Raw genomic sequence first — 24,832 nt, forward strand, 5'->3', positions numbered from 1 at the left:
GTTTGGCCGGTTGTCAAGCCGCCGATTGTGGCCCTGACCTGCGCAAACGCATTCGGAGAGTCCTTGGCGGCGTGGTAAGATAGGTCACCCTAGGAAGGGGTTTTGCTCATATGACTTTCACCGTCGGCGAAACGGTCGTCTACCCCAATCACGGGGCCGCGGTCATCGAGAACATCGAGATGCGGACGATCAAGGGCCAGGAACGGCAGTACCTCGTGCTTCGGATTGTCGCCCAGCAGGACCTCGTGGTCCGCGTGCCGGCCGACAACCTGGACCTCGTGGGTGTTCGGGATGTCGTGGACAAGGACGGGCTGGACCGGGTCTTCGGAGTGCTCCGCGCGGAGCACGTCGAGGAGCCGACCAACTGGTCGAGGCGCTACAAGGCGAACCTCGAGAAGCTCCACAGTGGCGACGTCATGAAGGTGGCGGAGGTCGTGCGCGACCTGTGGCGCCGCGAGCGCGACCGCGGCCTGTCCGCGGGGGAGAAGCGGATGCTGGCCAAGGCGCGCCAGATCCTGGTCTCCGAGCTCGCGCTGTGCGAGAACACCAACGAGGACAAGGCCGAGACCATCCTCGACGAGGTGCTGGCGAGCTAGTCGGCTCGGGCACCTCTCACTCCAACCCGACGACGTCATACGGTGGGTTCCGATGAACCCGCATCCGTATGACGTCGTCGGCATTTCAGCCCCCGTCGCCGGGATCGTGGTCGAGGAGGGCCGTGGCGCCCTCCCGTTCCGCCTGATCCACGGCGAGTCGCTGGTGGCCGCCGCGGCCTGGGCCGCGGGCGAGGCCGGGGTGGACCTGCTCGACCAGACGGTCCCCTGGGACGTCGTGGCCGAGCTCGAGCAGCCCCTGCTGCTGCACGACCCGCTGTGCCCGATGACGCCGCCCGACTTCCTGCGCCGGTGCGCCGAGCGGGCGTCGGTCGAGGACCGCATCATCGTGGGGGTACGCCCCGTGACCGACACGGTCAAGGAGGCGCAGGCCGCGCCCGACGGCGGCGAGACGCTCGGCGCCACGGTGGACCGGGACGGCCTGGTCGCCGTCTGCTCCCCGGTCGTGCTGCCCGCGTCGGTCGTCGCCGACCTGCTCGGCGACGGGGACGGGCTGCCGGCGACCGACTTCGTGGAGCTCGTCTCCGCCCTCCGGCAGCGGTACGGCGCCGACCGGGTCGTGCTCGCCGAGGCGCCTCCGGCCGCGCGGCGGGTGGGCTCGGACGCCGACCTCGAGCTGCTCGAGGCGCTGACCGATCCCCGTTAGCCGGCCGTGCCGGCTCAGCGGGTCCGGGGGTCGTGGGTCGGGTCGGCGTAGCGGGGCGGGCAGCCCCGGTCGACCGCGTCGGGGCGCAGCTCGAAGTGCCACGGCTCGTTGTCGTAGATCCGGCACAGGCCGTACCGCGCGCCGTGGGTGTCCAGCCAGGCGGCGGCCCGCGCCGGGCCCACGTCGACGGCGTCGCCCGACACGTGGGGCGAGGAGTCGGGGGTGGCGACCCAGCGTGCCGCCTCCTCCCGCGAGCCGTACGTCGCGACGGCGTCGTCGAGGAGCCGCTGCTGGTACTCCCGGGAGCGCCAGCCGCTGTTGACCACGATGTCGATGCCGTCGTCCACGGCGGCGGTCGCGGCCCGGCGCAGTGCGCGCAGCAGGTCCGGGTCGAGCTCGGTCACCCCGGCGTGCTCGTCGTCGTACACCGAGGTGTTGTCGGGCAGCTCGCCGTCGCCGACCGGGGCGGCGGACTCCGACGAGGACGCGGGCAGGGCGACGAGTCGGGAGCCGGCGACGCCGACCAGCGCCGCGACGAGCAGCCCGAGGAGGACGACGGCGGGCCGCAGCCGGGGCCGCGCGGGCGGGGCGGTGGGGAAGGTGGCCATGGCGAGGAGTCAAGGCCGCGCCACGTTGCCGGGGCGTATGGCGTTTTCGATATGCCGGCGATACGCGGCGACTCGTAGCATCGACCGGGTGCGGGTGCTGATCGTCGAGGACGAGCCTCTCCTGGCCGAGGCCGTCCGTGACGGCCTGCGCCTGGAGGCGATCGCGGCCGACATCGCCGGCGACGGCGACACCGCCCTGGAGCTGCTGGGCCTCAATGCCTACGACATCGCCGTCCTCGACCGCGACGTCCCGGGCCCCTCGGGGGACGAGATCGCCCGCCGCATCGTGGCCTCCGGCAGCGGCATGCCGATCCTGATGCTCACCGCGGCCGATCGGCTCGACGACAAGGCGTCCGGGTTCGCGCTCGGCGCGGACGACTACCTCACCAAGCCGTTCGAGCTCGCCGAGCTCGTGCTCCGGCTGCGCGCGCTCGACCGCCGGCGCGCCCACCACCGCCCCCCGGTCCGCGAGATCGCGGGGGTGCGGCTCGACCCGTTCCGCCGCGAGGTCTACCGCGACGACCGGTACGTCGCGCTGACGCGCAAGCAGTTCGCGGTGCTCGAGGTCCTCGTGGCGGCCGAGGGTGGTGTGGTGAGCGCGGAGGAGCTGCTGGAGCGGGCCTGGGACGAGAACGCGGACCCGTTCACCAACGCCGTGCGGATCACCGTCTCCGCGCTGCGCAAGCGGCTGGGGGAGCCGTGGGTGATCGCCACCGTGCCGGGCGTCGGCTACCGCATCGACGATCCCGGTGCCAGCGGAGCGGCCGGTGGATAGGCGTCCCGGACTGAGCGTGCGGCTCCAGCTCACCCTCAGCTACGCCGGCTTCCTGCTGCTGACCGGGGCCCTATTGCTGGCCGTGGTCTGGCTGTTCCTGCTGCGCTACGTGCCCGACGAGGCGGTCACCGTGCCGGTCCGCGGCGGGACCGACGACCCGATGCGGTCGCCGTACCTCTTCGTGCCCGGGCGCTCCGACCTGTGGGAGGCGTTCGCGCCGAAGGCCGCACTGGCGCTGGGCTTCCTGCTGGCGTGCGGACTGCTCGGCGGGTGGCTGCTGGCCGGGCGGATGCTGGCTCCGCTGGCCCGGATCACCGAGGCCACCCGGACGGCGGCGACCGGGTCGCTCTTCCACCGGATCCGGCTCCCCGGGCGCCGCGACGAGTTCCGCGAGCTGGCCGACGCCTTCGACAGCATGCTCGCGCGGCTCGACGCGCACGTGGCCGAGCAGCAGCGCTTCGCCGCCAACGCCTCACACGAGCTGCGCACGCCGCTGACGATCACGCAGACCCTGCTGGAACTGGCTCGCAAGGACCCGACCCGCGACACCGGCCGGCTCGTCGAGAGCCTGTACGCCGTCAACACCCGGGCGATCGACCTGACCGAGGCGCTGCTCGTGCTCAGCCGCGCCGACCGCCGCTCCTTCGCCCGCGAGGACGTGGACCTCTCCCTGGTCGCCGAGGAGGCCGCCGAGACCCTGCTGCCGTTCGCGGAGGCCCGCGGCGTGGTCCTCGAGACCTCCGGCGACCTCGCGGTCACCCGGGGCGAGCCGGCCCTGTTGCTGCAGCTGACGACGAACCTGGTGCACAACGGGATCGTCCACAACCTGCCCGAGGGCGGCTGGGTCCGGGTGCGGGTCGGCCGCGAGCCGGGTGCGGCGGTGCTGACCGTGGAGAACACCGGCGCGCTCCTCGCTCCGGACCTGGTCGCGACCCTCGCCGAGCCCTTCCAACGGGGGAGCCAGCGCGCGCGGACCGGCGACCAGGGGCACGCGGGGGCCGGTCTGGGTCTCGCGATCGTCACGAGCATCGCCGAGGCGCACGACGGCACGCTCACCCTCGCCGCGCGGGTCGGCGGCGGGCTGGAGGCCACCGTGCGGCTGCCGCTCGCGGTCGCGCCGACCATCTCGAGCGCTCGCTCCTAGCCCGGATCGAGTCTCAGTCGGCGAGCCGCTCGGCGGCGCGGAGGTCCTCGGCGAAGGTGACCTTGAGGTTCCCCGGGCCCGAGGGCACCGCGCGCACCTCGAGCCCCGCGGGGGCGAACTGCGCGAAGGACGCCGCGGTGTCGGTCCCGTCGAAGCCCGCCTCCGCCGCGGCTGCATAGGCCTCGATCAGCGGTACGGCGCGGAACGCCTGGGGGGTCTGCACGCCCACCAGCCGCGCCCCGGTGCCTCCGGGCGTGGGAGCCGTCGCCGGGTCGCGGGGCAGCAGACCGGCCGGCTCGACGGTGGGCACGGCGCCGCCGTAGCGACGTGCGGTGGCGATCGCCGCGGCGAACAGCTCCGCACCGGCCAGCGGCCGGGCGCCGTCGTGGATGGCGATCACGTCGACGCCGCCCGCGGCCACGCGGGGCGCGAGCACGCCGAGGGCGGCCTGCTCGGACTCCTGACGGGTGGCGCCCCCCTCGACGAGCAGCACCTCGCGCTCGCCGATCACGGGCAGGAGTGCCGTGCCGACGTCGGCACGCTCGCCGGCCCGGTGGACGACCACGACCGGGTCGACCCCGGGCACCTCGAGCGCGGTGCGCACCGACCAGGCCAGCAGGGGGTGTCCGTGCAGCGGCAGGAGGACCTTGTTGACCTCCGCGCCGACGCGACTGCCGCTCCCGGCGGCGAGGACGACGACGGCGGCGGTCGGTGGCGTGCTCACCCGGTGAGCGTAGTCAGGCGCGGGCCTGATGCCGCTCCCGGCGTACGACGCCGTCGCGGTCGGGCCGTGGCCGCCGCGCCAGCGCCCGGTCGACGAGGGCGATCAGCTCGCCGCTGACCAGCTCGCGGCGCTCGAAGGGCAGGTAGTGCCCGGCGTCCGGCGCCACGAGCAGCCGGGCACCGCGGATGCCGCGGGCGATCTTGGCGGCGTGCGCCGGCGGCGTGAGCAGGTCACGGCTGCCGACGAGGACCGTGGTCGCGATGTCGTCGAAGGCCGCCAGGTTCCCGATCCGGTCGTGGGTCATCATGTCCTTGAAGAACCCGGACATGGTCTCGGGGCGCGCATGGACGAGCTGGTCGACGGCGTGCGCGATGTCGCGGGCGCGGGCGGGCCGACCGAACAGGAACCGCCGCGCGACCTGGCGCTCGATCGTCGGGAACTTCTCGCGGCGGCTGAGGCTGAGCATCCGCGCGCGGTTCGCGAGGATGAACGGCAGCCGGTCACGCAGCACCGCGCCGGCCAGGGCGGGCAGTCCGAGCGTGATCCGGTCGAGCTCGCCGCTCGTCGTGCTGACGAAGAGGGCGCCCACGATCCGCGGCATCAGATCCGGCCGCTCCTCGGGAATGGCGGTGATCGTCATCCCGCCGACGGAGTGGCCGGCGACGACGATCGGGCCCTCGGGCGCGTAGGCGTCGACGACCCGACCGAGGTCGCGGGCGAGGTGCGGAATGGTGCAGGCGGTCTCGGGGGCACGGTCGGAGCGCCCGTGGCCGCGGTGGTCCCAGGTGACCACCCGTACGTCGCGGCCGTAGCGCGCCAGCAGGTCGGTCACCTGGTAGTGCCAGTCGGACTCGTCCGCCGTCCAGCAGTGGGAGAGCAGCACCGTCAGCGTGGCGTCCGGGCGACCGTGCGCGGTCACGTGGATCCGCAGGCCGTCCTCGGTGATCACGGTGGGGTCGGACATCCATGCCTCCTCGACATCGCTCGCGCCACCACCCTGCCACGCCCTCCGCCGCCGCGGCAGGCTTTCTGCGACGACGTGTCACACCTCTCGGCGCGGGTCAGGAGGACAGCAGCGCGGTCGCGATCGCGGCGACCCCCTCGCCACGGCCGGTCAGGCCGAGCCCGTCCGTCGTGGTGGCCGACAGCGACACGGGAGCACCCAGGACGGCGCCCAGCGCCGCCTCGGCCTCCGCTCGGCGCGGGCCCACCTTCGGCCGGTTCCCGATCACCTGCACCGCCACGTTGAGGACGGCGAAGCCGGCCGCCTCGACCCGGCGGCGGGTCTCGCCGAGCAGGGCGGCCCCGCTCGCGCCGGCCCACTCCGGCTCCGCGGTCCCGAAGTTGCTGCCGAGGTCGCCGAGCCCCGCCGCCGAGAGCAGCGCGTCGCAGGCGGCGTGGGCGGCGACGTCGGCATCGGAGTGCCCCTCGAGCCGGACGTCCTCGTCGGGCCAGGTCAGCCCGCCCAGCGCGAGCGGCGGGTCCTGCGGACCCCGGGGGACCAGCCGATGGACGTCGGAGCCGATGCCGATGCGCAGGGTCACGGGCCGATCATGCCCGAGTCCGTGCCCGCGCGAGAGTCGGGTGCGGGAGAATCGGGCAGGTGAGGACCTCCCGCACCTGGTGGCCGCTGGCCGGCCTGCTCGCCGGGGCCGTCGGCCTGGCGCTGAGCTACGCCGCCGCCGCGCTGCTGCATGTGCGGGACTCGCCGCTGGTCGCCGTCGCGGAGGGCGTCATCGCGCTGACGCCCGGCCCGGTCGCGACCTGGGCGATCGAGAGCTTCGGCACGTCTGACAAGAAGGTGCTGATCCTCGGCATCCTCGCGCTCCTCGCCGTCGCGTTCGGCTGGATCGGCCGATGGGCGCACCAGCGCTGGTGGGCGGCCGTCACGGGGTACGCCGTGCTCGCCGGCGTCGCGGTCGTCGCCGTGCTCGCCAAGCCGACGCCGGGCCTGATCGACCTCGCGCCGGTCGCGGCCGGCCTGCTCGGGTGGCTGGTCGTGCTCGCCGTGCTGGCGGAGTGGCTGCGCCGGTGGGAGCTGGTCGAGGACGGCGGCGACCCGGCCGCCGAGCCGATGCACACCCGCCGCCGGTTCTTCGCGGCCGCGGGCGGTGCGGCGGCACTGGCCGCGGCGGGCGGCCTGGTCGGTCGGATCGCGGGCACGGCACGGCGGCGGGCCGAGCAGAGCCGGCGCCTGCTGCGGATCGAGGGGATCACCGCGCCCGCCGTCCCCGACGGGGTGGGGGTCGGCGTCGAGGGCGTCTCGCCCTGGCAGACGTCGAACGAGGACTTCTACCTGATCGACACCGCCATCATCAAGCCGACCGTCGCCCCCGTCGACTGGGAGCTGCGCATCCACGGCATGGTCGAGCGCGAGCTGCGACTGTCCTACGCCGACCTGGTCCGCCGCGAGATCACGCAGGACTGGATCACGCTCAACTGCGTGTCCAACGAGGTCGGGGGCGACCTCATCGGCAACGCCTGGTGGAGCGGCGTGCGCCTGGCCGGCCTGCTCGCCGAGGCCGGTCCCCTGGCGGGAGCCGACGCGGTGCTGCAGACCTCGGAGGACGGCTGGACCTGCGGCACCCCGCTCGCGACGCTGACCGACGAGCGCAACGCGATGCTCGCGGTCGCCATGAACGGCGAGCCGCTGCCGATCGAGCACGGATTCCCGGTGCGCACCATCGTTCCCGGGCTCTACGGGTACGTCTCGGCGTGCAAGTGGGTGGTCGACATGGAGGTCACGAGGTTCGCCGACATCACGGCGTACTGGACCGAGAAGGGGTGGTCGGAGCAGGGGCCGGTCAAGATCTCCTCGAAGATCGAGGTGCCCGGCAACGGCGCCGACGTGCCCGCGGGCGCGGTCGTGTGCGCCGGGGTGGCGTGGCTCCAGCACACCGGGATCGGCGCCGTCGAGGTGCAGGTCGACGGCGGCCGCTGGCAGCGGGCCACGCTGGCAGCCGCGCCCAACCTCGACACCTGGGTCCAGTGGCGGGCCGTGGTCGACGTCGAGCCGGGGGACCACGAGCTGCGGGTCCGCGCGATCGACACCGGGGGGCGCACCCAGACCGGGACGGTCGCCGACGTGCTCCCCGACGGCGCGACCGGCTGGCACAGCATCGAGTTCAGTGCTGGTTAGGCGCGAGCGTGTCGCAGATCGTGCTCGCCGCCCGGGGCCTCGCAAGCTCGACCCCGCGGGCTTCGCACGATGCGGCTGCGCCGCCGTGCGACATGCAGCCGCGCAGCTGGTGAGGCGCGAGCGCGCCGGGTCAGCAACTCACCAGTTGCCGGCGGGCGCGGCGGGCAGCGGGTGGGCGGCGTCGCGGATGACGTACGCCGTGCCGCCGGACGCCTGCAACCAGGCCCGCTCGAGCTGCGCGCGGGGGTAGACCCGGCGCACGCCGTCGTTGCTCGCGGCGGCGGGGTCGTTGACGATGACGTCCCCGGTGGCGGTGAAGCCGACGACGACCAGCAGGTGCCCGTTGGAGGAGGAGATCGGGGCGCCGGAGAGCTCGCCGCGGGCGAACGCGAGGGAGATCACCGGCGGGATGCCGGCCTGCACGAGCAGCTCGGCGTCGGTGAGGTCGCGCAGCCGGGTCACGAACGCCTCCCCGGAGGCGCCGAGCCGTCGGGCGGCGTAGGCGGTGTTGAACGACCAGTTGCCGGTGCCGCGGTAGGCGTGGTCGTAGGTCAGGCGCGCCGTCGCGTCGACCCACGGGTCGGGGTGGCCGGCCGGGACCCAGCGGTAGCTGCCCGGTCCGGGGAGGCGACCGTAGTAGCCCAGCACCATCGCGGTCGAGGTCGGCGAGCACCAGGCCTCGCCACCGCCGCCCCACTGCGGGTAGTGGCCGGAGTGGATCATCTGGGAGTAGCGGGGGACGGTCAGCTCGACGCCGCGCGCCGCGACCGGTGCGGACGTCGGTCCGGCGGTGGCCGGGACGCGGGAGGTCATCGCCGTGACGAGGTCGACGCGGGGGGCCTTGCGGCCGCGCTCGTGGTGCACCGCGACTCGGAGGCGGTACGCCGCCAGGCCGGCCGTCTTCCAGGTGTCGGTCGCGACCCGGGTGCCGTCGTCGGCCTGCGTGCCGCCGGATCGCCGCTGGACGACCTTGTCCTTGGCGGCCCAGCGGGCCAGCACGTCCCACGACGTCTTCGCGCCTGCGGCGGTGCGACCGCGGACCTCGATCTCGATCCAGCTCGACCCGGGCGTGCGGGCGGACCACGACGTGATCAGCTCGGTGAAGTCGAACCCAGGGGAGACCCAGCGGGTCTTCCAGCGCGCGACGTCGTAGGACCGGCCGTACTTCGCGCGCGTCCCGGCCGGCTTCCACGGCCCCGGCGCGGCGAACCGCTCCAGGTCGATCCGGCGGTCGGACACCGCCGCGGCGTTGGCCGCGGCGGGATCGGTGCCCGCGGCGCCGTCCGGGCGCCCGAGGGCCAGCGTCAGGACACCCGCCACCAGGCAGGCGGCGAGGGCGAGGGACACGGCGGGGTGGGGGAAGATCCGGCGCACCCCACCACGGTATGTCACACCCGTCACTTTCGTCACACCCCGGAGTCGTGCGTCACACCCTCGCGGGAGCCGTTTCGCCGTGGCACCACGGGAAGGGTGGCGCTCGTGCTCAGACCGATCCGCGTCTTGTCGTCCGTCCTCTTCGCCGCCCTCCTCGGCCTCACCCTGCTGCCGCTGACGGCGGGTCCGGCCTCGGCCCGTCCGACGGTCGTCGGCATCGCCGTCGACGAGCAGGGCAAGCCGCTGCAGAACGTCTCCTGGGAGATCTACAGCCTGCAGGGCGGTCAGTGGATCGGCCTGCAGTTCGGGCCGAAGCTCACCGACGAGAACGGCCGCTTCAGCTACACCGGCGGCACGGTCGGCCTGAACATCGGAACCAAGTACCGGATCTGCTTCAGCGACACGTTCTACGGCTTCGGCGACGGCGGCGAGTGGACCACCGACGTCCGCCACCGGGACACCTGCTGGCGCTCCGATGGGGCCGCCTCGACGTCCGTGGACACCGCGAGCGACTGGACGGCGACGGACGGCCCCACGACGTTCAAGCTGACCCTGCCCCGCGTCGGCCTCGGCATGGCGCCCGTCGAGCCGTTCGTCCTCGGCGCCTACGAGGTGGGCAAGCCGCTCACCGCCGTCGGGCTGGAAGGCTGGCGACCGACCACCGCCACCCTCTCCTACCAGTGGCACCGGTGGGCGACCAACACCGCCCTCGAGAAGATCCCGGGTGCCACCACGCCGACCTACACCCCCACGTCCGCCGACGCGGGCAAGCGGGTGACGGTCGCGGTGACCGGCACCCTCGCCGGCTACCAGACCACCGTCCTGTACTCGGCGGGCAATATCGTCGGCTCCGGCCATGCCCGGCTCTCGTCGGCGCTGAGGATCACCGGCACGCCCGCGCCCGGCCAGACGCTGACGGCGAGCTTCGGGCCGCCCGCCGGCAGCTACTACAGCGAGATCAGCTGGTACGTCGACGGCCGTCCCCAGGTCGGCTTCACCCGGTCGAGCACGACCAGCGCCACCTTCCCCGTGACCGCGGCGATGGCCGGTGCCGCCATCGAGGCGCGGGTGATGGTGTACCTCGACGACTCCGCGGGGAACTCCGTCGACGGCAGCCGGACGGACGGGCGGGCCATGGTCCAGGCCCAGGGCGTGCGACCGCCGCAACCGCTCCCGCTCGAGGCGCGGCCGACCGTCGCCACCACCCCCGTGTCGGGCGCGACCGCCGTCGGCGCCACCCTCGCGGCTCCCGGCGACCTCACCGCGGACCCGGCCGCCACGACGACGTACCAGTGGCTGCGTGGCGGCGCACCCGTCCCCGGCGCGACCGGGGCGAACTACCGGCTGAAGTCCGCGGACGTCGGTCACCGGATCTCCGTCGCCGCCACCGTTGCGCGCCCCGGCTGGTGGAACGGCTTCCTGCGCACGTCGGCCGCCTCGGAGGTCGTCCAGGGCGTGCTGCCCGCCGGCCAGGTCAAGGTCAAGGGCACGGCGCGGGCCGGCGCGAAGCTCAAGGCGAAGGTGTCCGGCTGGGACGGCGTGACGCTGAGCTATCGCTGGTACCGCAACGGCAAGGCCATCAAGCCCGCCAAGAAGGCCTCCAAGGCGGCGTACAAGCTGACCAGGAAGGACCGCGGCAAGCGGATCACCGTCGTCGTCACCGCGACGAAGGCGTCCTACCTCCCGCAGACCGTGACGTCGAAGGCGAAGAAGGTCAAGCGCTGAGGCGCCGCTGAGGGTCGCGCGCGGGTCCGGCGACAATGCCTGCCGGACTCGCGCGGATCCCTAGACTGGCGCCGTGAGCATCCGGCTGTACGACACCGCGACCCGCGAAGTCCGTGACTTCGTGCCCCTTCACGAGGGCAGGGCGGGTCTCTACGTCTGTGGTCTCACGGTCCAGAGCGAGCCCCACGTCGGGCACGTGCGCTCGGCGGTCAACTTCGACGTCCTGCAGCGCTGGCTGCGCCACCGGGGCTACGAGGTCACGTTCATCCGCAACATCACCGACATCGACGACAAGATCCTGGCGAAGTCGGCCGACCAGGGCCGCCCCTGGTACAACCTCGCGTACGCGATGAAGCTCGAGCTCGACAAGGCGTACGCCGCGCTCAACGTCGCGCCGCCGACGTACGAGCCTGCCGCGACGGGACACATCCCCGAGATGGTCGAGCTGATCGAGCGGCTGATCGACCGCGGTCACGCCTATCCGGCCGACGACGGCAGCGGCGACGTCTACTTCGACGTGCGCTCCTGGCCGTCGTACGGCGAGCTGACCCACCAGGGCGTCGACGACATGGAGCCCGCTGCCGACGCCGATCCGCGCGGCAAGAAGGACCCGCGGGACTTCGCGCTGTGGAAGGGGCGCAAGGACTCCGAGCCGGAGACCGCGTCCTGGCCGAGCCCGTGGGGACGCGGCCGCCCCGGCTGGCACATCGAGTGCTCGGCGATGGCGGGCAAGTACCTCGGCGAGGCCTTCGACATCCACGGCGGCGGCGTCGACCTGCGCTTCCCGCACCACGAGAACGAGCAGGCCCAGTCGCGCGCGGCGGGCGGCGCCTTCGCGTCGTACTGGATGCACAACGCGTGGATCACCACCGCCGGCGAGAAGATGAGCAAGTCGCTCGGCAACACGCTCTCGATCCCCTCGGTGCTGCAGCGGGTCAGCGGCGCCGAGCTGCGGTTCTACATGGTCGCCGCGCACTACCGCTCCCACGTGGAGTTCAGCTTCGAGGCGCTCGACGAGGCGGCGGCCGGCTACCAGCGGATCGTCTCCTTCCTCGACCGGGTCGGCGACGACGCGGACCGGGCGTCGGACGAGCTGCCCGAGGCGTTCTGCGCGGCGATGGACGACGACCTCGGTACGCCGGCCGCGGTGGCCGTGCTCTACGACGCGGTGCGCGAGGGCAACCGCCTGCTCGCCGCCGGCGAGGACGCGACCGCCGCGGGCGTCGCCGTCGGGGCGATGCTGGACGTGCTCGGCGTCCACCCGCACGACCCGGCCTGGGCCGGCACCGGCGGCTCCGGCGCGGAGGAGCGCCTGACCGCGGCGGTCGACGCGCTGGTCGCCGGCCTGCTCGAGGAGCGCGCGCAGGCGCGCGCCGACAAGGACTGGTCCCGCGCCGACGCGATCCGCGACCGGATCAAGGCGGCCGGCATCGAGGTCACCGACACCCCCGACGGCCCCACCTGGAGCGTCCACTGATGGCAGGCAACTCCTCGCGCAAGGGCGCGATCCGCAAGTCGACCAAGCGACCCACCGCCGGCTCCGGCGGCCGGGTGCGGCGCGGGCTGGAGGGCAAGGGCCCGACGCCCAAGGCCGTCGACCGCGAGTACCACAAGGCGCACAAGATCGCCGAGGCCAAGAAGCGCGCCGACAAGCGCGCCGGCAGCCCGCGCGGCCCCCGGCGCAAGACGGGCGGCGACGAGTGGATCGCGGGGCGCAACCCGGTCGTCGAGGCGCTGCGCGAGCGGGTGCCGGTGACGTCGGTCTACGTCGCCGAGGGCGCCGAGCGCGACGGCCGGCTGCGCGAGGTGTTCCGCCTCGCCGCCGAGCACGGCATCGGGCTGCTCGAGGTCAGCCGCGGCGAGCTCGACCGGCTCACCGACGGCGCCGTCCACCAGGGCCTCGCCGCGCGGATCCCCGCCTACGAGTACGCCCACCCCGACGACCTCCTCGACGCCGCCGACGAGGCCGGCCAGAAGCCGCTCGTCGTGATGCTCGACTCGATCACCGACCCGCGCAACCTCGGTGCGATCGTCCGCAGCGCGGCCGGCTTCGGTGCCCACGGCGTGGTCATCCCCGAGCGGCGCGCGGCGTCGATGACCGCCGCGGCGTGGAAGACCTCCGCCGGCGCGGCCGCGCGCTGCCCCGTCGCGCAGACGGTCAACCTGACCCGGCAGATCAAGGCCTTCCAGGAGGCCGGCTGCTTCGTGATCGGCCTCGCGGCCGACGGCGACCTCACCCTGCCCGAGCTGACCGCGGACGCCGAGCTCGTCGAAGGCCCCCTCGTGCTCGTCGTCGGGTCCGAGGGCGAGGGTCTGTCCCGCCTGGTCGCCGAGAGCTGCGACCACCTGATGTCGATCCCGATGGCCGGCGTCCTGGAGTCGCTCAACGCCGGCGTCGCCGCCTCGGTGGCGCTGTACGCCGTCGCGGAGGCCCGCGCGCGCAGGTGATCTCCCCGCGCCGTCTCCTCAAGATCCTCGCCTACGCGGGGACCTGGGCCGTGCTCTCGGTCGCCATCGCGGCCGCCATCTTCGTCAACAGTGAGCGGACCGTCGAGATCGCCAGCCACGAGGCGACGCTCAGCCCCGACTTCTCCGGCGAGGTCGTGGCGCGCATGGGTCCGGTCCTCCCGGACCTGCGCATCCCCTCGGGCACCTGGGTGGGCGTCGAGGTCGAGCTCGGCAAGACCGACGTGGCGACGCTCGAGGAGCTGACCAACCGGTACGCCGCGATCGCCTCCCAACCCGAGGGTCAGATCGCCGTCGCCCAGCGGACGGTCGTCGCGATGGCGCTCGCCGCGCTGGTGCAGGGCGCCGTGCTGGGCGCCGTACCCCTGCTCGTGTGGGCCGCGGTCGGGCGCACCCGGCGCCGCGAGCTGTACGCCGGGCTCCGCACCCGCGGCGGGATCGCCATGTCCGGGCTCGTGATCGTCCTGGTCGTCGTCGCCGTCGTCCCCTACGGGTGGGGCCGCTCCGACCCGCCGGCCGAGCACTGGACGGCCCTGCACGATTTCCTCGGCCCCGAGGTGCCGCTGCCCGACGAGGCGGCGGACGTGGAGGTGATGGCCGACGCGACGACCGCCCAGTCGCGGCGGCTGATCGAGAGCGGCATCAGCAGCTACCAGAAGAGCGTCGAGTTCTACTCCCAGGCCGCCGACGACGCGGCGACCCTCGAGCTGCGTCAGCCGGAGGAGGGGGAGACCGTCGTGCTGCTGGTGTCCGACCGCCACGACAACGTCGGCATGGACGAGGTCGCCCGGGCGATCGCCGACGTCGGCGGCGCCACCGCCGTGTACGACGCCGGCGACGACACCTCGACGGGCAGTCGTTGGGAGGCGTTCTCGCTCGACTCGCTGGCGGCGACCTTCGAGGACTACGACGGCCGCTGGGCGGTCGCCGGCAACCACGACAGCGGCGGCTTCGTGCGCTCCCACCTCGAGGATCTCGGCTGGACCTACTTCGACGACGAGGTGATCGACGGTCCCGGCGACTCGCGGATCCTGGGGATCGACGACCCCCGCTCCAGCGGTCTGGGCGACTGGCGCGACCAGACCGGCCTCAGCTTCGGCGAGGTGGCCGACCTGCTGGCGGATGCCGCCTGTGCCGCCGACGAGGACGGCGACCGCGTGAACACGCTGCTCGTGCACGACGCCAACATCGCGAAGCCGGCCCTGGCGCGCGGCTGCGTCGACCTCGTGCTCGGCGGCCACGTGCACGTGCAGACCGGCCCCACCGCGGTCACCGCCGAGGACGGGCGGATCGGCTACACCTACACGCTCGGCACCACCGGCGGCGCGGCGTACGCGATCGCGATCGGCAGCAAGCTGCGCCGACCGGCCAGCATCGGCCTGGTCACCTACCGCGAGGGCCGGCCGGTCGGCATCCAGTCGGTCACCCTGCAGCCCAACGGTCGCTACGAGGTGGACCCCTGGGCGGAGCTCACCTACTGACACCTCGCCACGGCCTTGGTGACGCCTCCTCTACTGTTTCCTCCGACCATTTTCTGAGGGTGACTCGGGACCGCCCCATCTCGGAAGGAATCCCAGCATGGCCAATCTCGGTGGCGGCATCCTCGGCCGCATCATCGGTGGCGTCGTCAGCATCGCGGTCGCCCTCGGCGCCTACTTCCTCTTCTTCAAGGGGCAGGAGAAGGTCGAGCAGGCCAAGGCACCCAAGGTGGGGGAGTGCCTGATCATGACCGGCTCGAGCTTCGACGCCGACCACGAGGAGATCGACTGCGGCGATGCCGAGGCGACCTACAAGATCGTCAGCGACAAGGGCAACTGCGACGAGGCGGAGCTGAACTACACGATCTCGCTCGGCAACGACCGCAGCAGCGGCAACGTCGCCGACCTGTGCCTCGACCTGAACGTCACCGAGGGCGAGTGCGTCGACCTCGGTGGCATGTCGACCCCCGCCACCAAGGTCGACTGCAGCGAGGGCGCGACCAACACCTCCATCCTGAAGGTCGTCTCGGTCGGCAAGGCCGGCGACAAGTGCGCCAACGGCTCGCAGCCGCTGGAGAACGTCACCCGCAAGACCCAGCTCTGCCTCGGGCCGGCCGCCTGAGCCGCGTCGTACCCGGCCAACGGGCGGTGAGCTCGCGCTGAGCGCGACCCGTTCGCCGGGTACGACCGCACCCGTCAGTCGACCGGAGGCTCCGGCAGGCGCCGGAGCGTCTCGGCGAGCGCGGCGTGGATCGCTCCCAGCTGGGAGTCGATCGTGTCGAAGCGTGTGTCGTGGGCGGTCAGCGTGGCCTGGAGGTCGGCGAAGAGGCCGTCGTGGGCGGTCAGCTTGGCCTGGAGGTCGGCGAAGAGGCCGTCGTGGGTGGCCTGCTTGGCCTGGATGCCGGCGAGCAGCTCGTCGATGCTCTCGATGTCATTGCCCTGCTGGTCGAGCTTGTGCTCGATCTGCTGAGGTGTGAGAGCCATGCCTGCTCCTGGTGTCGGCTGACGGGGTGTGGCGAGCCTACGTGGCGCTCCGCTCGCCCGCCATCGGCCTCGCGACTCCTGTGGAGAACCGATCCCGTGCCCGCGGCGACGTGCTGGGTGTGGCCCGAGGTGCTGCCCCGCCGGGCGGGCCCTAGGCTGTTCTCGCGATCCCCGGTTGGTCTGTCGGGCCCGAGGTGCCGCCCCGCCGGGCGGGCCCTAGGCTGGTCCCGCGATCCCCGGTTGGTCTGTCGGGCCCGAGGTGCTGCCCCGCCGGGCGGGCCCTAGGCTGGTCCCGCGATCCCCGGTTGGTCTGTCGGCAGGGCCCGCCTGACTTTGAATCAGGACAAGCGACGTAGGTTCGACTCCTACCCGGGGAGCTCAGTCGCCGCGTGGCGTCGCGCCGACCATCTGGGTGACCAGCTCGACGTGCTGGCGCGCGAGGTCCGGGGCGCCGAGCCGGCCGGTGGGACGGAACCACTTGCCGGCGTTGATGCACAGGTCGAGGATCGACTTGGCGGCGATGTCGGTGTCGACGCCGACCTCGGCGAGGGTGAACTCGCCGTCGGCGATGCCGCGCTGCAGGCAGTCCTCGAAGAGGCGCCGGATCCGCTTCTGCTGCTCGAGCACGTCGGCGGCCCGCTCCGGGGGCAGGTGTCGCCACTCGGTCTGGCTGACCAGGCCCTCGAGCTGCCGCTCGGAGTGGAAGATCGAGATCGCGCCGACCAGGGCGCGCAGCTGGGCGGTGGCGTTGTCGGCCGCGGCGGCGTGTGCGCGCAGGAGCGACTCGACGGAGTCGTTGAGGGAGCGCATGAGGATGGCGTAGAGCACGTCCTCCTTGGACCCGAAGTGGTTGTACAGCGAGCCGGCGGTGACATTGCAGGCCTGCATGATCTGGCGGACCGATGTCGCCGGGTAGCCGTGGGTGAAGAACAGCTCGGTGGCCACGTCGAGGACGCGCCGGGCGGTGTCGGTGTGGCGGGCGTCGGTCTTGGCGGATCTCACGGAGCCACCGTACCGGATATATGAACGTTTGTTGACGTAGCGGTCGCAACCCTGGTAAACAAACGTTCATGCATTCTGTGACGCCGTTCACCCGGCGCCCCGCTGCCGTCGACCTCTGCGACGTCGTGCTCGGCCGCGCGGGGTGGCGCACCTACCTCGGCGCCCTGCTGAGCGCGGCGCCGCGCTACGGCGTCGTGTTCGCCGCGCGGTTCGCCGCCATGTCCGGCCGCACGCCCGGGCAGATCCTGGACCTGCTGGCCGACGACCTCGACGGGGCGATCGAGGACCTGGCCGAGGTCGCCGCCCGGGCCTTCGAGCCCGAGGCGCGGATCGCCGAGCTCGAGGAGCACGACATCGTGCAGGTGATCCACGGCGGCCCGTGGCGGTGCGAGGGCGGCACGACGAACGACCACGTCGCCGCGATCGCCCGACGGTGCGACCGCTTCGTGCCGTGGGCCGGCGTCGCGCTGGCCGACCCGCGGGCCGCGCTGGCCGAGGCGACGCGGGCGGTCGACGAGCTCGGCATGACGGGGCTCTCGGTGATCCCCTTCCTCGACGGCGTCGACCCCGGCGACCGCGCTCTGGACGACCTGTGGACGTTCGCCGCGGACCGGCGCCTGCCGGTCTGGATCCACAGCGGGCAGCACTTCTCCGGGTCGCCCATGGCGATCAGCGGCCCGCAGGCGATCGACGCCCTGGCCGTGCGTCACCCGCGCCTGCGCATCGTGCTCGGCCACGGCGGCTGGCCCTGGGTGCTGGACGCCGTCGCGCTCCTGCAGCGCCACCCCCACGTGCACCTGGAGTTCTCCTCGCACCATCCCCGGACGATGGCCGCGGCCGGATCCGGCTGGGAGCCGCTGTTCCTGCATGGGTCGCGCTCGGTGCGCGACCGGGTCCTCTTCGGCTCCACGAGCTGGACCCACGGCCAGGGGCCGGCCGCCGTGGTCGCCGCCACCGCGGAGCTCCCGATCAGCGACGAGGTCCGCGCCGCCTGGCTGCACGGCAACGCGACGCGGCTGCTGTCCCGTGACCGGGAGATGGTCGGATGACCTCGCTCGCACAGCGCCGCGTGGTCGTGACCGGAGCGCTGGGAGGCATCGGCACCGCGGTCACCGCGCGCCTGCTCGCCGACGGCGCCCGGGTGCTGGCGGTCGACCACCCCGACGTCGTACGCCGCGACCGCGCGCCGGACGCGCCGGACCTGCACGTCGTCGGTGTCGACCTGCGCGATCCCGGGGCGTCCGGTGAGGTCGCCCGGCAGGGGACCGAGCGGCTCGGTGGGATCGACGGGCTCGTCAACAACGCGGGGATCGAGCTGCGGGCGCCGCTCGCCGACCACGCCGACGAGCGGTGGGACGCCGTGCTCGACGTCAACCTGCGAGCGCCTTTCCGGCTGGCCCGCGATCTCGCCGAGCTGCTGGCGGCCGGCCGCTCTGCCTCCGTCGTCAACGTCTGCTCGATCGCGGTGACCGGCTTCGCCGGCCAGGTCGCGTACGACGCCAGCAAGGGCGGCCTGCTGACGCTCACCCGCTCCCTCGCGGTCGAGCTGGGACCCCGCGGCGTGCGCGCCAACGCGGTCTGCCCGGGATTCATCGACACGCCGATGCTCGACGAGGGCGAGCTGCGCCCGATCGCCGAGCGCGTCGCCCGCACCCTGCCCCTGCGCCGCCTGGGCCGCCCCGCCGACGTGGCCGGCGCCGTCAGCTGGCTCCTCGGCGACGACGCGGGCTACGTCACCGGCCAGTCACTTTTCATCGATGGAGGAATGAACCGCTCATGACCACCCTGCACGAAGAGCCCGCTCTCTCCACCCTGCGGACGCACGAGCCGCGGCCGGGGATCCGGTGGATCGCCCTGAACCGGCCCGACCGGCTCAACGCGATCGACCGGGCCCTGGGCGAGGAGCTGTACGCCGTCCTGGAGCGCGCGCTCGCGGACCGTGCGACGCGGGTCGTGGTGATCACGGGCGAGGGCCGGTCCTTCTGCGCCGGCGACGACCTCGGCGCCGTCGAGGAGCACCTGCGCGGCGAGTACGAGCGCTCGCCGGTGATCGGTACGACGCCGGACCCGATGTACCTGCGGATCATCGAGATGCTGGTGACCAGCCGGGTCCCGGTGATCATGGCGGTCAACGGGGACGCGGCCGGTGCCGGCGCCGAGCTCGCGTGCGCGGGCGACGTCCGGATCGCGAGCTCGCGGGCCCGCCTGGGCAGTGCGTTGCTGAACGTCGCGCAGGCCGGCGGACTGGTGATGATGTCGCGACTCGTCGGCGCCGCGCGAGCCACCGAGATCTACCTGTCCGGAGCGCTGCTCGACGCGCACGAGGCCGAGCGCCTCGGCATCTTCACGAAGGTCGTCGAGCCGGAGGAGCTGGTCAGCGCGACGCTCGCCGAGGCGGAGCGGCTCGCGAGCGCGCCGACCGCCGCGATCGGTCTGTTCAAGGAGCTGCGCGAGCAGACGATCGGGCAGCCGGTCCAGCAGGCGCTGCGCCTGCAGAACGCCGTCCACATCCGCAACAACGCCGAGGTCGAGGACGCGCTCGAGGGCGCCACGGCCTTCATCGAGAAGCGCCGTCCGCGCTTCGCCGGGAAGTAGGGAGACACCGCCATGGGCGAGAGCATCTTCGGTCGCTTCGAGGGACACGTCGTGGTCGTGACGGGCGCCGCCTCCGGCATCGGCGCCGCGTCGCTGACGCTCTTCGAGCGCGCGGGCGCGACGGCGGTGGGCCTGGACCTGCGCGAGGGTCCCGGCATCCGGGCCTGCGACGTGTCCGACCCGGCCGCGGTCGACGCGGCACTGCGTGCGGTGGTGGCCGAGCACGGCCGCCTCGACGTGGTGCACGGGAACGCGGGGATCAGCATCCCCGGCCGCCCACACTCGATCACCGACGACGACTACCGCCGGGTGATGGGCGTGTGCTGCGACGCGAACTTCTTCCTCGTGCGCTCCGGCGTGCCGCACATGCGCGAGCGCGGCGGGGTCTTCGTCTTCACCGCCTCCATGTGCGGCGTCGGGGCGACGCCGCGCTCCTCGGTCTACAACATGGCCAAGCACGCGGTGATCGGGCTGACCCGGTCGGTCGCGGTCGACTACGGCGCCCAGGGCATCCGGGCGGTGGCCATGGTCACCGGGCCGACCCACACCGCGATGGCCGACGAGCTGTGGCCCGAGGACGGCGTGGCGCGCAACGGCTTCCTGCGGGCGACGCCGGCCGGGCGCCTCAGCCGGCCCGAGGAGCAGGCCCGGGCAGCGGTCTTCGCGGCACTCCCCGAGTCGTCGTACATGAACGGCGGCGTGATCACCGTCGACGGCGGTGCGACCGCGGGCTGGAACGAGATGGGCCTGGGGATGCTCTCGACGGCGGCATCGGCATGAGTGCCGGGTTCTGGCTCGGCGACGTCACGACGCCGATGCGCGACGGCGTGGCGCTGCAGGCCGACGTGTGGCACCACGGCGAGCCCCGTCCCGCCGTGCTCTTCCGCACGCCCTACGGCCGCCGCGCGATCACCTCCGACGTGCTGCGGCCGGTCGACTGCCTGCACGGCGGGTTCGCCGCGGTCTGCCAGGACACCCGGGGCCGGTTCGGCTCGGAGGGCGACTGGGAGCCGATCATGTGGGACCAGGAGGCGCTCGACGCCTACGACACCGTCGAGTGGGTCGCCCGCCAGGAGTGGTGCGACGGCCGGGTGATCCTCGCCGGCACGTCGTACGGCGGCATCGTCTCCTTCCTCGGCGCCGCTCGGCGCCCGCCGAGCCTGGCCGGCGTGGCCGCGGCGATGGTGACCTCGGGCAGCCGCGACCTGCGCGAGCTGGGAGGGGCGATGCGCCTCGAGCAGGTCGTCAGCTGGCTGATCTACATGGCCGCGGACTGGCTGCGGCGGCGCCCGGAGGACGCCGACGCCGAGACGGTCGCCACCCTGCACGCCCTGCTCCTCGACCCGGAGCCGGCCCTGGCGGCGCTGCCCCTGGCCGAGGGCCCGCTGGCACGGCTGCGCGGCTTCCCGATCGACGTCCCCGCGCTGCTGGCCGGCCGGGTGCCGACCACGCCCGAGTGGGAGCCGGCCGCCGTCGAGGTGCCGGTGTTCGTCACGACGGGCTGGTTCGACGTCTTCGCCTCCGCCACGATCGACGCGTTCCGCGACGCCGTCCGGGCCCATCCCGAGCTGGCGCACCGCCTCGTCGTCGGCCCGTGGGCGCACACCGGGCCGTTGCCGCACCACACCGGCGAGCTGAACTTCGGCATCACCGCCTCCGCCGCGGCGGCGACCGTGCCCGCGCAGCAGCTGGCCTTCTTCGCGGACCCCGCGGCGGTCGTCCCGCGGCACGAGGTCAGGTACTTCCTCATGGGCGCCGACCAGTGGCACGCGGCCGACGCCTGGCCGCCGCGTGCCTCCCGGTCCGAGGTGCTGCACCTGGGGCGGGCCGGCGTCCTCGGTCCCGAACCGGAGGCGGCCGGCGCCGTCGACAGCCTTGTCCACGACCCGCTCGACCCGGTGCCGAGCCGCGGCGGCCGGGTGATCCACCTCGGGCGGTCCACGCCGGGACCGATCGACCTGCGCTGGCAGCTCGACCGCTCCGATGTGCTCAGCTACCGGACCGCCGAGCTCGACGAGCCGCTCGACGTCGTGGGCGCGGTCCACGCGGACCTGACGGTGTCGGTGAGCCGGCCGGACGCCGACCTCGTCGTCCGCCTGGTCGACCTCCGTCCCGACGGGCGGGTGTACCCCGTCGCCGAGGGCGTGGTCCGGCTGAGCCACGTGCTCGGCGGCCCCGCCGACGGCGCTCCTGCCCGGGTGCGGGTCGACCTCGGCTACACCGCGCAGCGCTTCGGGCGGGGCCACCGGCTGGGCCTCCTCGTGACGGGAAGCGCCTTCCCCCACCTCGACCGCAACCTGAGCACCGGTGAGCCGTCGAGCACCTCCGCCGAGGCCCGCACCGCCGCCGTCGACCTCCACCTCGCGGACTCGACGCTCTCCATCGACGTCCACCACCAGGAAGGACAGCGCTGACATGCCGCTGTGGAACGCCACCCGCTCCGGAGGGGTGGTCGAGCTCGTCTACGACAACCCCCCACGGAACTTCCTCACCTTCGCCGCGCTCACCGAGCTAGGCGAGCATCTCACCGCGCTCGCGGACGACCCGGACACGGCGGTCGTCGTCCTGGCCAGTGCCGACCCGGAGCGCTTCATCGCGCACGCCGACCTCGACGAGCTGGCCCGGCTGGCCGACGGGCCGGTTCCGGAGGCACGGGCGTGGTACACCACGATGCGCCTGATCGAGACCATGCCGCAGCCGGTCGTCGCCGCCGTCGACGGCCAGGCCTGGGGCGGGGGACTGGAGCTGTCGCTCGCGTGCACCCTGCGCTGGGCGAGCCCGCGGGCGCACTTCTCCGCGATCGAGACCGCGCTGGGCATCATCCCCGGCGCGGGCGGATCGCAGCGCCTGATCCGGTTGATCGGGCGCGGTCCCGCGACCGACCTCGTGATCACCGGACTGCGGGTCGATGCCGCCCACGCCGAGCGGCTCGGGCTCGTCAGCCGCGTCCTCTCCGGCGACTTCCGGGCCGAGGTCCTGGCGGCCGCGACCGAGCTCGCGAACCTGCCGCGTGCCGCGGTGGCCGCGGCCAAGCGGGTCGTGCGCGAGGGAGCGGAGCTGGACCTCGGCGCCGCCCTGCGCCTGGAGGGCGGCCTGTTCGGCGAGCTGCTCGCGACGCCCGAGTCGCTGGGGCTGCAGCGCGCGGCCCGTCAGCGGTACGCCGGCGCGGAGGCCGGCGCCCCGGTCGACTTCGCGGGTCTCGGGGACTTCGCATGAGCGGCCTCGCCGTCGTGACCGGCGCGAGCCGGGGGATCGGTCGGGCGGTCGCCGAGCGGCTGGCGCGGGACGGCTTCGACCTCGCGGTCGGCTACTTCGCCCGGGCCGACGCCGCGGACGAGGTGGTGGCGGTCGCCGAGGGACGCGGGGTCCGCGCGGCGGCGTACCAGGTCGACGTGCGCTCGCCGGAGTCCTGCCGGCGGCTCGTGGCCCAGGCCCGCGCGTCCCTGGGACCGGTGCGCGCCGTCGTGTCCAACGCGACCGGCTTCGGCGCCGAGCATCCCGGCCTCGGCACCGCGCTGGGCGTCCCGGTCGAGGTGTACCAGGAGATGTTCACCGCCCGGTTGGCCGCGCTGCTGAGCCTGGTCGACGCGGCCGGCGCCGATCTGGACGACGGCGGCCGGATCGTCGCGGTGACGAGCACCGGCACCCGACGCCACGTGCCCGGCTACGCCCCCATCGCGGCGTCGATGGCCGCTGTCGAGAGCGTCGTCCGCTACCTGGCCGCGGAGCTCGGGCCGCGCGGCATCACCGCCAACACCGCGGTCGGCGGCGTCGTCGACACCGATGCCCTCGCCGAGATCACGACCGACCCCGAGCGCCTCAAGGAGGCCGTGCGCCGCGCGACGCCACTGGGCCGCGTCGGCCGCGCCGCCGACATCGCCGCGGTCGTCGGCTTCCTCTGCAGCGCGTCCGCCGACTGGGTGACCGGCCAGTCCGTGATCGCCGACGGGGGCAACGCACTGCGCTGACCGCACGACGGCTCGGGCCGGAACCGACAGACCCCAGCGCGCCGAGCGCTGTCAAGGAAGGAAGACACATGAGGAAGCTCATGACACTCAAGCGGGCGGGCGTGGTGCTGGCCACCGCCCTCACCCTCGCCCTCACCGCCTGCGGCGGGGACGGCAGCAGCGGCGCGGCGGACAAGCGACTCGACGTCGCCGTACCGGCCGACGCGTCCTCTCTCGATCCGATCCTCGGCAGCGCCGGAGGCGATCATGTGATGCTCTACCCGATCTACGAGACGCTGATCGGGTTCGACGCCGACATGGTGCCGCAGCCCGGCCTGGTCGAGTCCTGGTCGCAGGCGAGCCCGAAGGAGCTGACCCTCACGCTGCGCGAGGGGCTGACCTTCCACGACGGCACCGCCCTCGACGCGGAGGCGGTCCGGTTCAACCTCGAGCGCGCCCGCGGCGAGGGCTCGAACGTCGCGGTCGACCTCGCCTCGGTCACCGCGATCCGCGTCGACGACCCGGTCACGGTCACCCTCGAGCTGGCCGAGCCGGACGCCTCGTTGCTCATGGTGCTCGCGGACCGGGCCGGCATGATGGTCTCGCCGGCCGCCGTCGAGGCGAGCGACGGCGACGTCAGCGACAACCCCGTCGGAGCGGGACCGTGGTCGATCGTGAAGTGGAACCGCGGCCAGTTCCTGCGCGTCGAGCGGTTCGACGACTACTGGGACGCCGACGCGGCCCGGGTTCTCGAGCTCCAGTTCAACGTCGTGGCCGACCCGACCACCCGGGCCACGTCGCTGCGCTCCGGCAAGCAGGACGTCGCCCTCGGCTACGCCCCCTCCGACGCGGCCGAGCTCGACGGCGAGTCGGACGTCCAGCTGGTCCGCACGCCGCGCCTGTGGGTCGACGAGGTCTACTTCGACCTCGGCTCGGCGGAGCTGAAGGACGTGCGCGTGCGCCGGGCGCTCAACCTCGCCATCGACCGCGAGACGATCGTGAAGAGCGCCTACTTCGGCCTGGGCAGCCCGGCGTCGACCCTGTTCCCCGGCAGCTACTGGGCCGCGAACGAGGAGCTGGCCTACGACTTCGACCCGGACCAGGCGCGCGCGCTGCTGAAGGAGGCCGGTGCGTCGGACCTGTCCTTCGACATGCTGCTCAGCGCCGACGCCGGCACCGTCCGGATGGGCGAGATCCTCCAGCAGCAGTGGGCCGACGTCGGTGTCACGGTCAACCTGAAGCCGCTGGAGGGCGTCCAGGCGGTCAACGCCTACTTCGTGGACCACGCGGAGCCCGCCCTGCTCTCGGCCTTCACCGGCCGTCCCGACCCGAAGATGGCGTTCGACGTGCTCTTCGCGGACAGCAGCTTCTACAACGTCTCCGGCCTGGCGACCCCGGGTCTCGCGGAGGCGCTGGAGACCACCGACGTGTCTCTCGAGAGCGACCAGCGGGCACCCGGCTTCCGCGACGCCGCGACCGCGGTCTTCGAGAACGCCTCGTTCCTCCCGATCTCCTTCCCCGACAACCTGATCGCGCTGGGCGAGGACGTCTCCGGCTTCGAGGACAACCTCCTCGGCAAGCCGAAGTTCCTCGGCGTCTCGCTGGGCTGAG

At 73.5% G+C, this 24,832-nt stretch carries 25 protein-coding genes and 1 tRNA gene; 19 read left to right on the top strand and 7 right to left on the bottom strand.

Annotation, left to right across the window (positions count from 1 at the left end; genetic code table 11):
* Positions 1–110 precede the first annotated feature (110 nt).
* Complete coding sequence (locus ACPZVR_RS16015) at positions 111–596, top strand: CarD family transcriptional regulator (protein WP_028654642.1); 486 nt, start codon at positions 111–113, stop codon at positions 594–596.
* Positions 597–648: 52 nt separating this feature from the next.
* Complete coding sequence (locus tag ACPZVR_RS16020; RefSeq protein WP_436700605.1) at positions 649–1,260, top strand: 2-C-methyl-D-erythritol 4-phosphate cytidylyltransferase; 612 nt, start codon at positions 649–651, stop codon at positions 1,258–1,260.
* Positions 1,261–1,274: 14 nt separating this feature from the next.
* On the opposite strand, the gene ACPZVR_RS16025 is transcribed toward ACPZVR_RS16020, so the two are convergent.
* On the bottom strand, positions 1,275–1,868 hold the full coding sequence (locus ACPZVR_RS16025; RefSeq protein ID WP_436700606.1) for a M15 family metallopeptidase: 594 nt from the start codon (positions 1,866–1,868) through the stop codon (positions 1,275–1,277).
* A gap of 88 nt (positions 1,869–1,956) precedes the next feature.
* Between ACPZVR_RS16025 and ACPZVR_RS16030 the strand changes: the two genes are divergently transcribed.
* Together ACPZVR_RS16030 and ACPZVR_RS16035 are read left to right on the top strand one after the other, a co-directional pair.
* On the top strand, positions 1,957–2,643 hold the full coding sequence (locus ACPZVR_RS16030; RefSeq protein ID WP_436700607.1) for a response regulator transcription factor: 687 nt from the start codon (positions 1,957–1,959) through the stop codon (positions 2,641–2,643).
* Positions 2,636–3,787, top strand: coding sequence for a sensor histidine kinase (locus tag ACPZVR_RS16035; protein ID WP_436700608.1), 1,152 nt, complete (start codon positions 2,636–2,638; stop codon positions 3,785–3,787). The genes ACPZVR_RS16030 and ACPZVR_RS16035 overlap by 8 nt, the downstream gene beginning before the upstream one ends.
* A 13-nt stretch (positions 3,788–3,800) precedes the next feature.
* Here the strand turns inward: ACPZVR_RS16035 and ACPZVR_RS16040 are convergent, their stop codons facing one another.
* The 3 genes from ACPZVR_RS16040 to ispF all read right to left on the bottom strand — a co-directional run bounded on the left by ACPZVR_RS16040 (position 3,801) and on the right by ispF (position 6,049).
* Complete coding sequence (locus tag ACPZVR_RS16040) at positions 3,801–4,511, bottom strand: IspD/TarI family cytidylyltransferase (RefSeq protein WP_436700609.1); 711 nt, start codon at positions 4,509–4,511, stop codon at positions 3,801–3,803.
* Positions 4,512–4,524: 13 nt separating this feature from the next.
* Entirely contained in the window at positions 4,525–5,475 is a 951-nt protein-coding gene (locus ACPZVR_RS16045; RefSeq protein ID WP_436700610.1) for an alpha/beta fold hydrolase, read from the bottom strand.
* A gap of 97 nt (positions 5,476–5,572) precedes the next feature.
* Positions 5,573–6,049 carry a 2-C-methyl-D-erythritol 2,4-cyclodiphosphate synthase gene (gene ispF, locus ACPZVR_RS16050; protein WP_436700644.1) on the bottom strand — a complete coding sequence of 159 codons (477 nt, stop codon included), beginning with the start codon at positions 6,047–6,049 and terminating at the stop codon, positions 5,573–5,575.
* A 65-nt stretch (positions 6,050–6,114) separates the two neighbouring features.
* Between ispF and ACPZVR_RS16055 the strand changes: the two genes are divergently transcribed.
* Positions 6,115–7,650, top strand: a complete 1,536-nt coding sequence (locus ACPZVR_RS16055) for a molybdopterin-dependent oxidoreductase (protein ID WP_436700611.1) — start codon at positions 6,115–6,117, stop codon at positions 7,648–7,650.
* A 138-nt stretch (positions 7,651–7,788) separates the two neighbouring features.
* Here ACPZVR_RS16055 and ACPZVR_RS16060 read toward each other — a convergent pair whose 3' ends face one another.
* Entirely contained in the window at positions 7,789–9,024 is a 1,236-nt protein-coding gene (locus tag ACPZVR_RS16060; RefSeq protein ID WP_436700612.1) for a C39 family peptidase, read from the bottom strand.
* A 105-nt stretch (positions 9,025–9,129) separates the two neighbouring features.
* Here ACPZVR_RS16060 and ACPZVR_RS16065 point away from each other — a divergent pair, with 105 nt between their 5' ends.
* The 5 genes from ACPZVR_RS16065 (at position 9,130) to ACPZVR_RS16085 (ending at position 15,315) form a co-directional block, all read left to right on the top strand.
* Positions 9,130–10,749 (top strand): hypothetical protein, encoded by a 1,620-nt coding sequence (locus ACPZVR_RS16065; protein ID WP_436700613.1) that lies wholly within the window; start codon positions 9,130–9,132, stop codon positions 10,747–10,749.
* 73 nt (positions 10,750–10,822) lie between these two features.
* Entirely contained in the window at positions 10,823–12,226 is a 1,404-nt protein-coding gene (gene cysS / locus ACPZVR_RS16070) for a cysteine--tRNA ligase (protein WP_436700614.1), read from the top strand.
* Entirely contained in the window at positions 12,226–13,197 is a 972-nt protein-coding gene (rlmB, locus tag ACPZVR_RS16075) for a 23S rRNA (guanosine(2251)-2'-O)-methyltransferase RlmB (protein ID WP_436700615.1), read from the top strand. Before cysS ends, rlmB begins: the two co-directional genes overlap by 1 nt.
* The gene (locus tag ACPZVR_RS16080; RefSeq protein ID WP_436700616.1) at positions 13,194–14,696 is read left to right on the top strand and encodes a metallophosphoesterase; all 1,503 of its coding nucleotides are present in this window, start codon (positions 13,194–13,196) and stop codon (positions 14,694–14,696) included. The genes rlmB and ACPZVR_RS16080 overlap by 4 nt, the downstream gene beginning before the upstream one ends.
* Positions 14,697–14,793: 97 nt before the next feature.
* Positions 14,794–15,315, top strand: a complete 522-nt coding sequence (locus tag ACPZVR_RS16085; RefSeq protein ID WP_436700617.1) for an LppU/SCO3897 family protein — start codon at positions 14,794–14,796, stop codon at positions 15,313–15,315.
* A gap of 74 nt (positions 15,316–15,389) precedes the next feature.
* Here ACPZVR_RS16085 and ACPZVR_RS16090 read toward each other — a convergent pair whose 3' ends face one another.
* On the bottom strand, positions 15,390–15,677 hold the full coding sequence (locus ACPZVR_RS16090; protein ID WP_436700618.1) for a hypothetical protein: 288 nt from the start codon (positions 15,675–15,677) through the stop codon (positions 15,390–15,392).
* A gap of 298 nt (positions 15,678–15,975) precedes the next feature.
* On the opposite strand from ACPZVR_RS16090, the gene ACPZVR_RS16095 reads away from it, so the two are divergent.
* Positions 15,976–16,054, top strand: a tRNA-Gln gene (locus tag ACPZVR_RS16095).
* A 1-nt stretch (position 16,055) separates the two neighbouring features.
* On the opposite strand, the gene ACPZVR_RS16100 is transcribed toward ACPZVR_RS16095, so the two are convergent.
* Entirely contained in the window at positions 16,056–16,679 is a 624-nt protein-coding gene (locus ACPZVR_RS16100) for a TetR/AcrR family transcriptional regulator (RefSeq protein ID WP_436700619.1), read from the bottom strand.
* A 68-nt stretch (positions 16,680–16,747) separates the two neighbouring features.
* Between ACPZVR_RS16100 and ACPZVR_RS16105 the strand changes: the two genes are divergently transcribed.
* The 8 genes from ACPZVR_RS16105 (at position 16,748) to ACPZVR_RS16140 (ending at position 24,831) form a co-directional block, all read left to right on the top strand.
* On the top strand, positions 16,748–17,728 hold the full coding sequence (locus ACPZVR_RS16105; protein WP_436700620.1) for an amidohydrolase family protein: 981 nt from the start codon (positions 16,748–16,750) through the stop codon (positions 17,726–17,728).
* Positions 17,725–18,459, top strand: a complete 735-nt coding sequence (locus tag ACPZVR_RS16110; RefSeq protein ID WP_436700621.1) for an SDR family NAD(P)-dependent oxidoreductase — start codon at positions 17,725–17,727, stop codon at positions 18,457–18,459. The genes ACPZVR_RS16105 and ACPZVR_RS16110 overlap by 4 nt, the downstream gene beginning before the upstream one ends.
* On the top strand, positions 18,456–19,274 hold the full coding sequence (locus ACPZVR_RS16115; protein WP_436700622.1) for an enoyl-CoA hydratase/isomerase family protein: 819 nt from the start codon (positions 18,456–18,458) through the stop codon (positions 19,272–19,274). Before ACPZVR_RS16110 ends, ACPZVR_RS16115 begins: the two co-directional genes overlap by 4 nt.
* A 12-nt stretch (positions 19,275–19,286) precedes the next feature.
* Entirely contained in the window at positions 19,287–20,054 is a 768-nt protein-coding gene (locus tag ACPZVR_RS16120; RefSeq protein WP_436700623.1) for an SDR family NAD(P)-dependent oxidoreductase, read from the top strand.
* A complete protein-coding gene (locus ACPZVR_RS16125) occupies positions 20,051–21,688 on the top strand; it encodes a CocE/NonD family hydrolase (RefSeq protein ID WP_436700624.1) in 1,638 nt (545 codons plus the stop codon). Before ACPZVR_RS16120 ends, ACPZVR_RS16125 begins: the two co-directional genes overlap by 4 nt.
* A gap of 1 nt (position 21,689) precedes the next feature.
* Positions 21,690–22,490 carry an enoyl-CoA hydratase/isomerase family protein gene (locus ACPZVR_RS16130; protein ID WP_436700625.1) on the top strand — a complete coding sequence of 267 codons (801 nt, stop codon included), beginning with the start codon at positions 21,690–21,692 and terminating at the stop codon, positions 22,488–22,490.
* On the top strand, positions 22,487–23,242 hold the full coding sequence (locus tag ACPZVR_RS16135; protein ID WP_436700626.1) for an SDR family NAD(P)-dependent oxidoreductase: 756 nt from the start codon (positions 22,487–22,489) through the stop codon (positions 23,240–23,242). The genes ACPZVR_RS16130 and ACPZVR_RS16135 overlap by 4 nt, the downstream gene beginning before the upstream one ends.
* 68 nt (positions 23,243–23,310) lie before the next feature.
* Positions 23,311–24,831 (top strand): ABC transporter substrate-binding protein, encoded by a 1,521-nt coding sequence (locus ACPZVR_RS16140; RefSeq protein ID WP_436700627.1) that lies wholly within the window; start codon positions 23,311–23,313, stop codon positions 24,829–24,831.
* The last annotated feature ends 1 nt before the right edge of the window (position 24,832 follow it).

It is taken from the genome of Nocardioides segetis (assembly GCF_051390595.1).
GTDB lineage: Bacteria > Actinomycetota > Actinomycetes > Propionibacteriales > Nocardioidaceae > Nocardioides.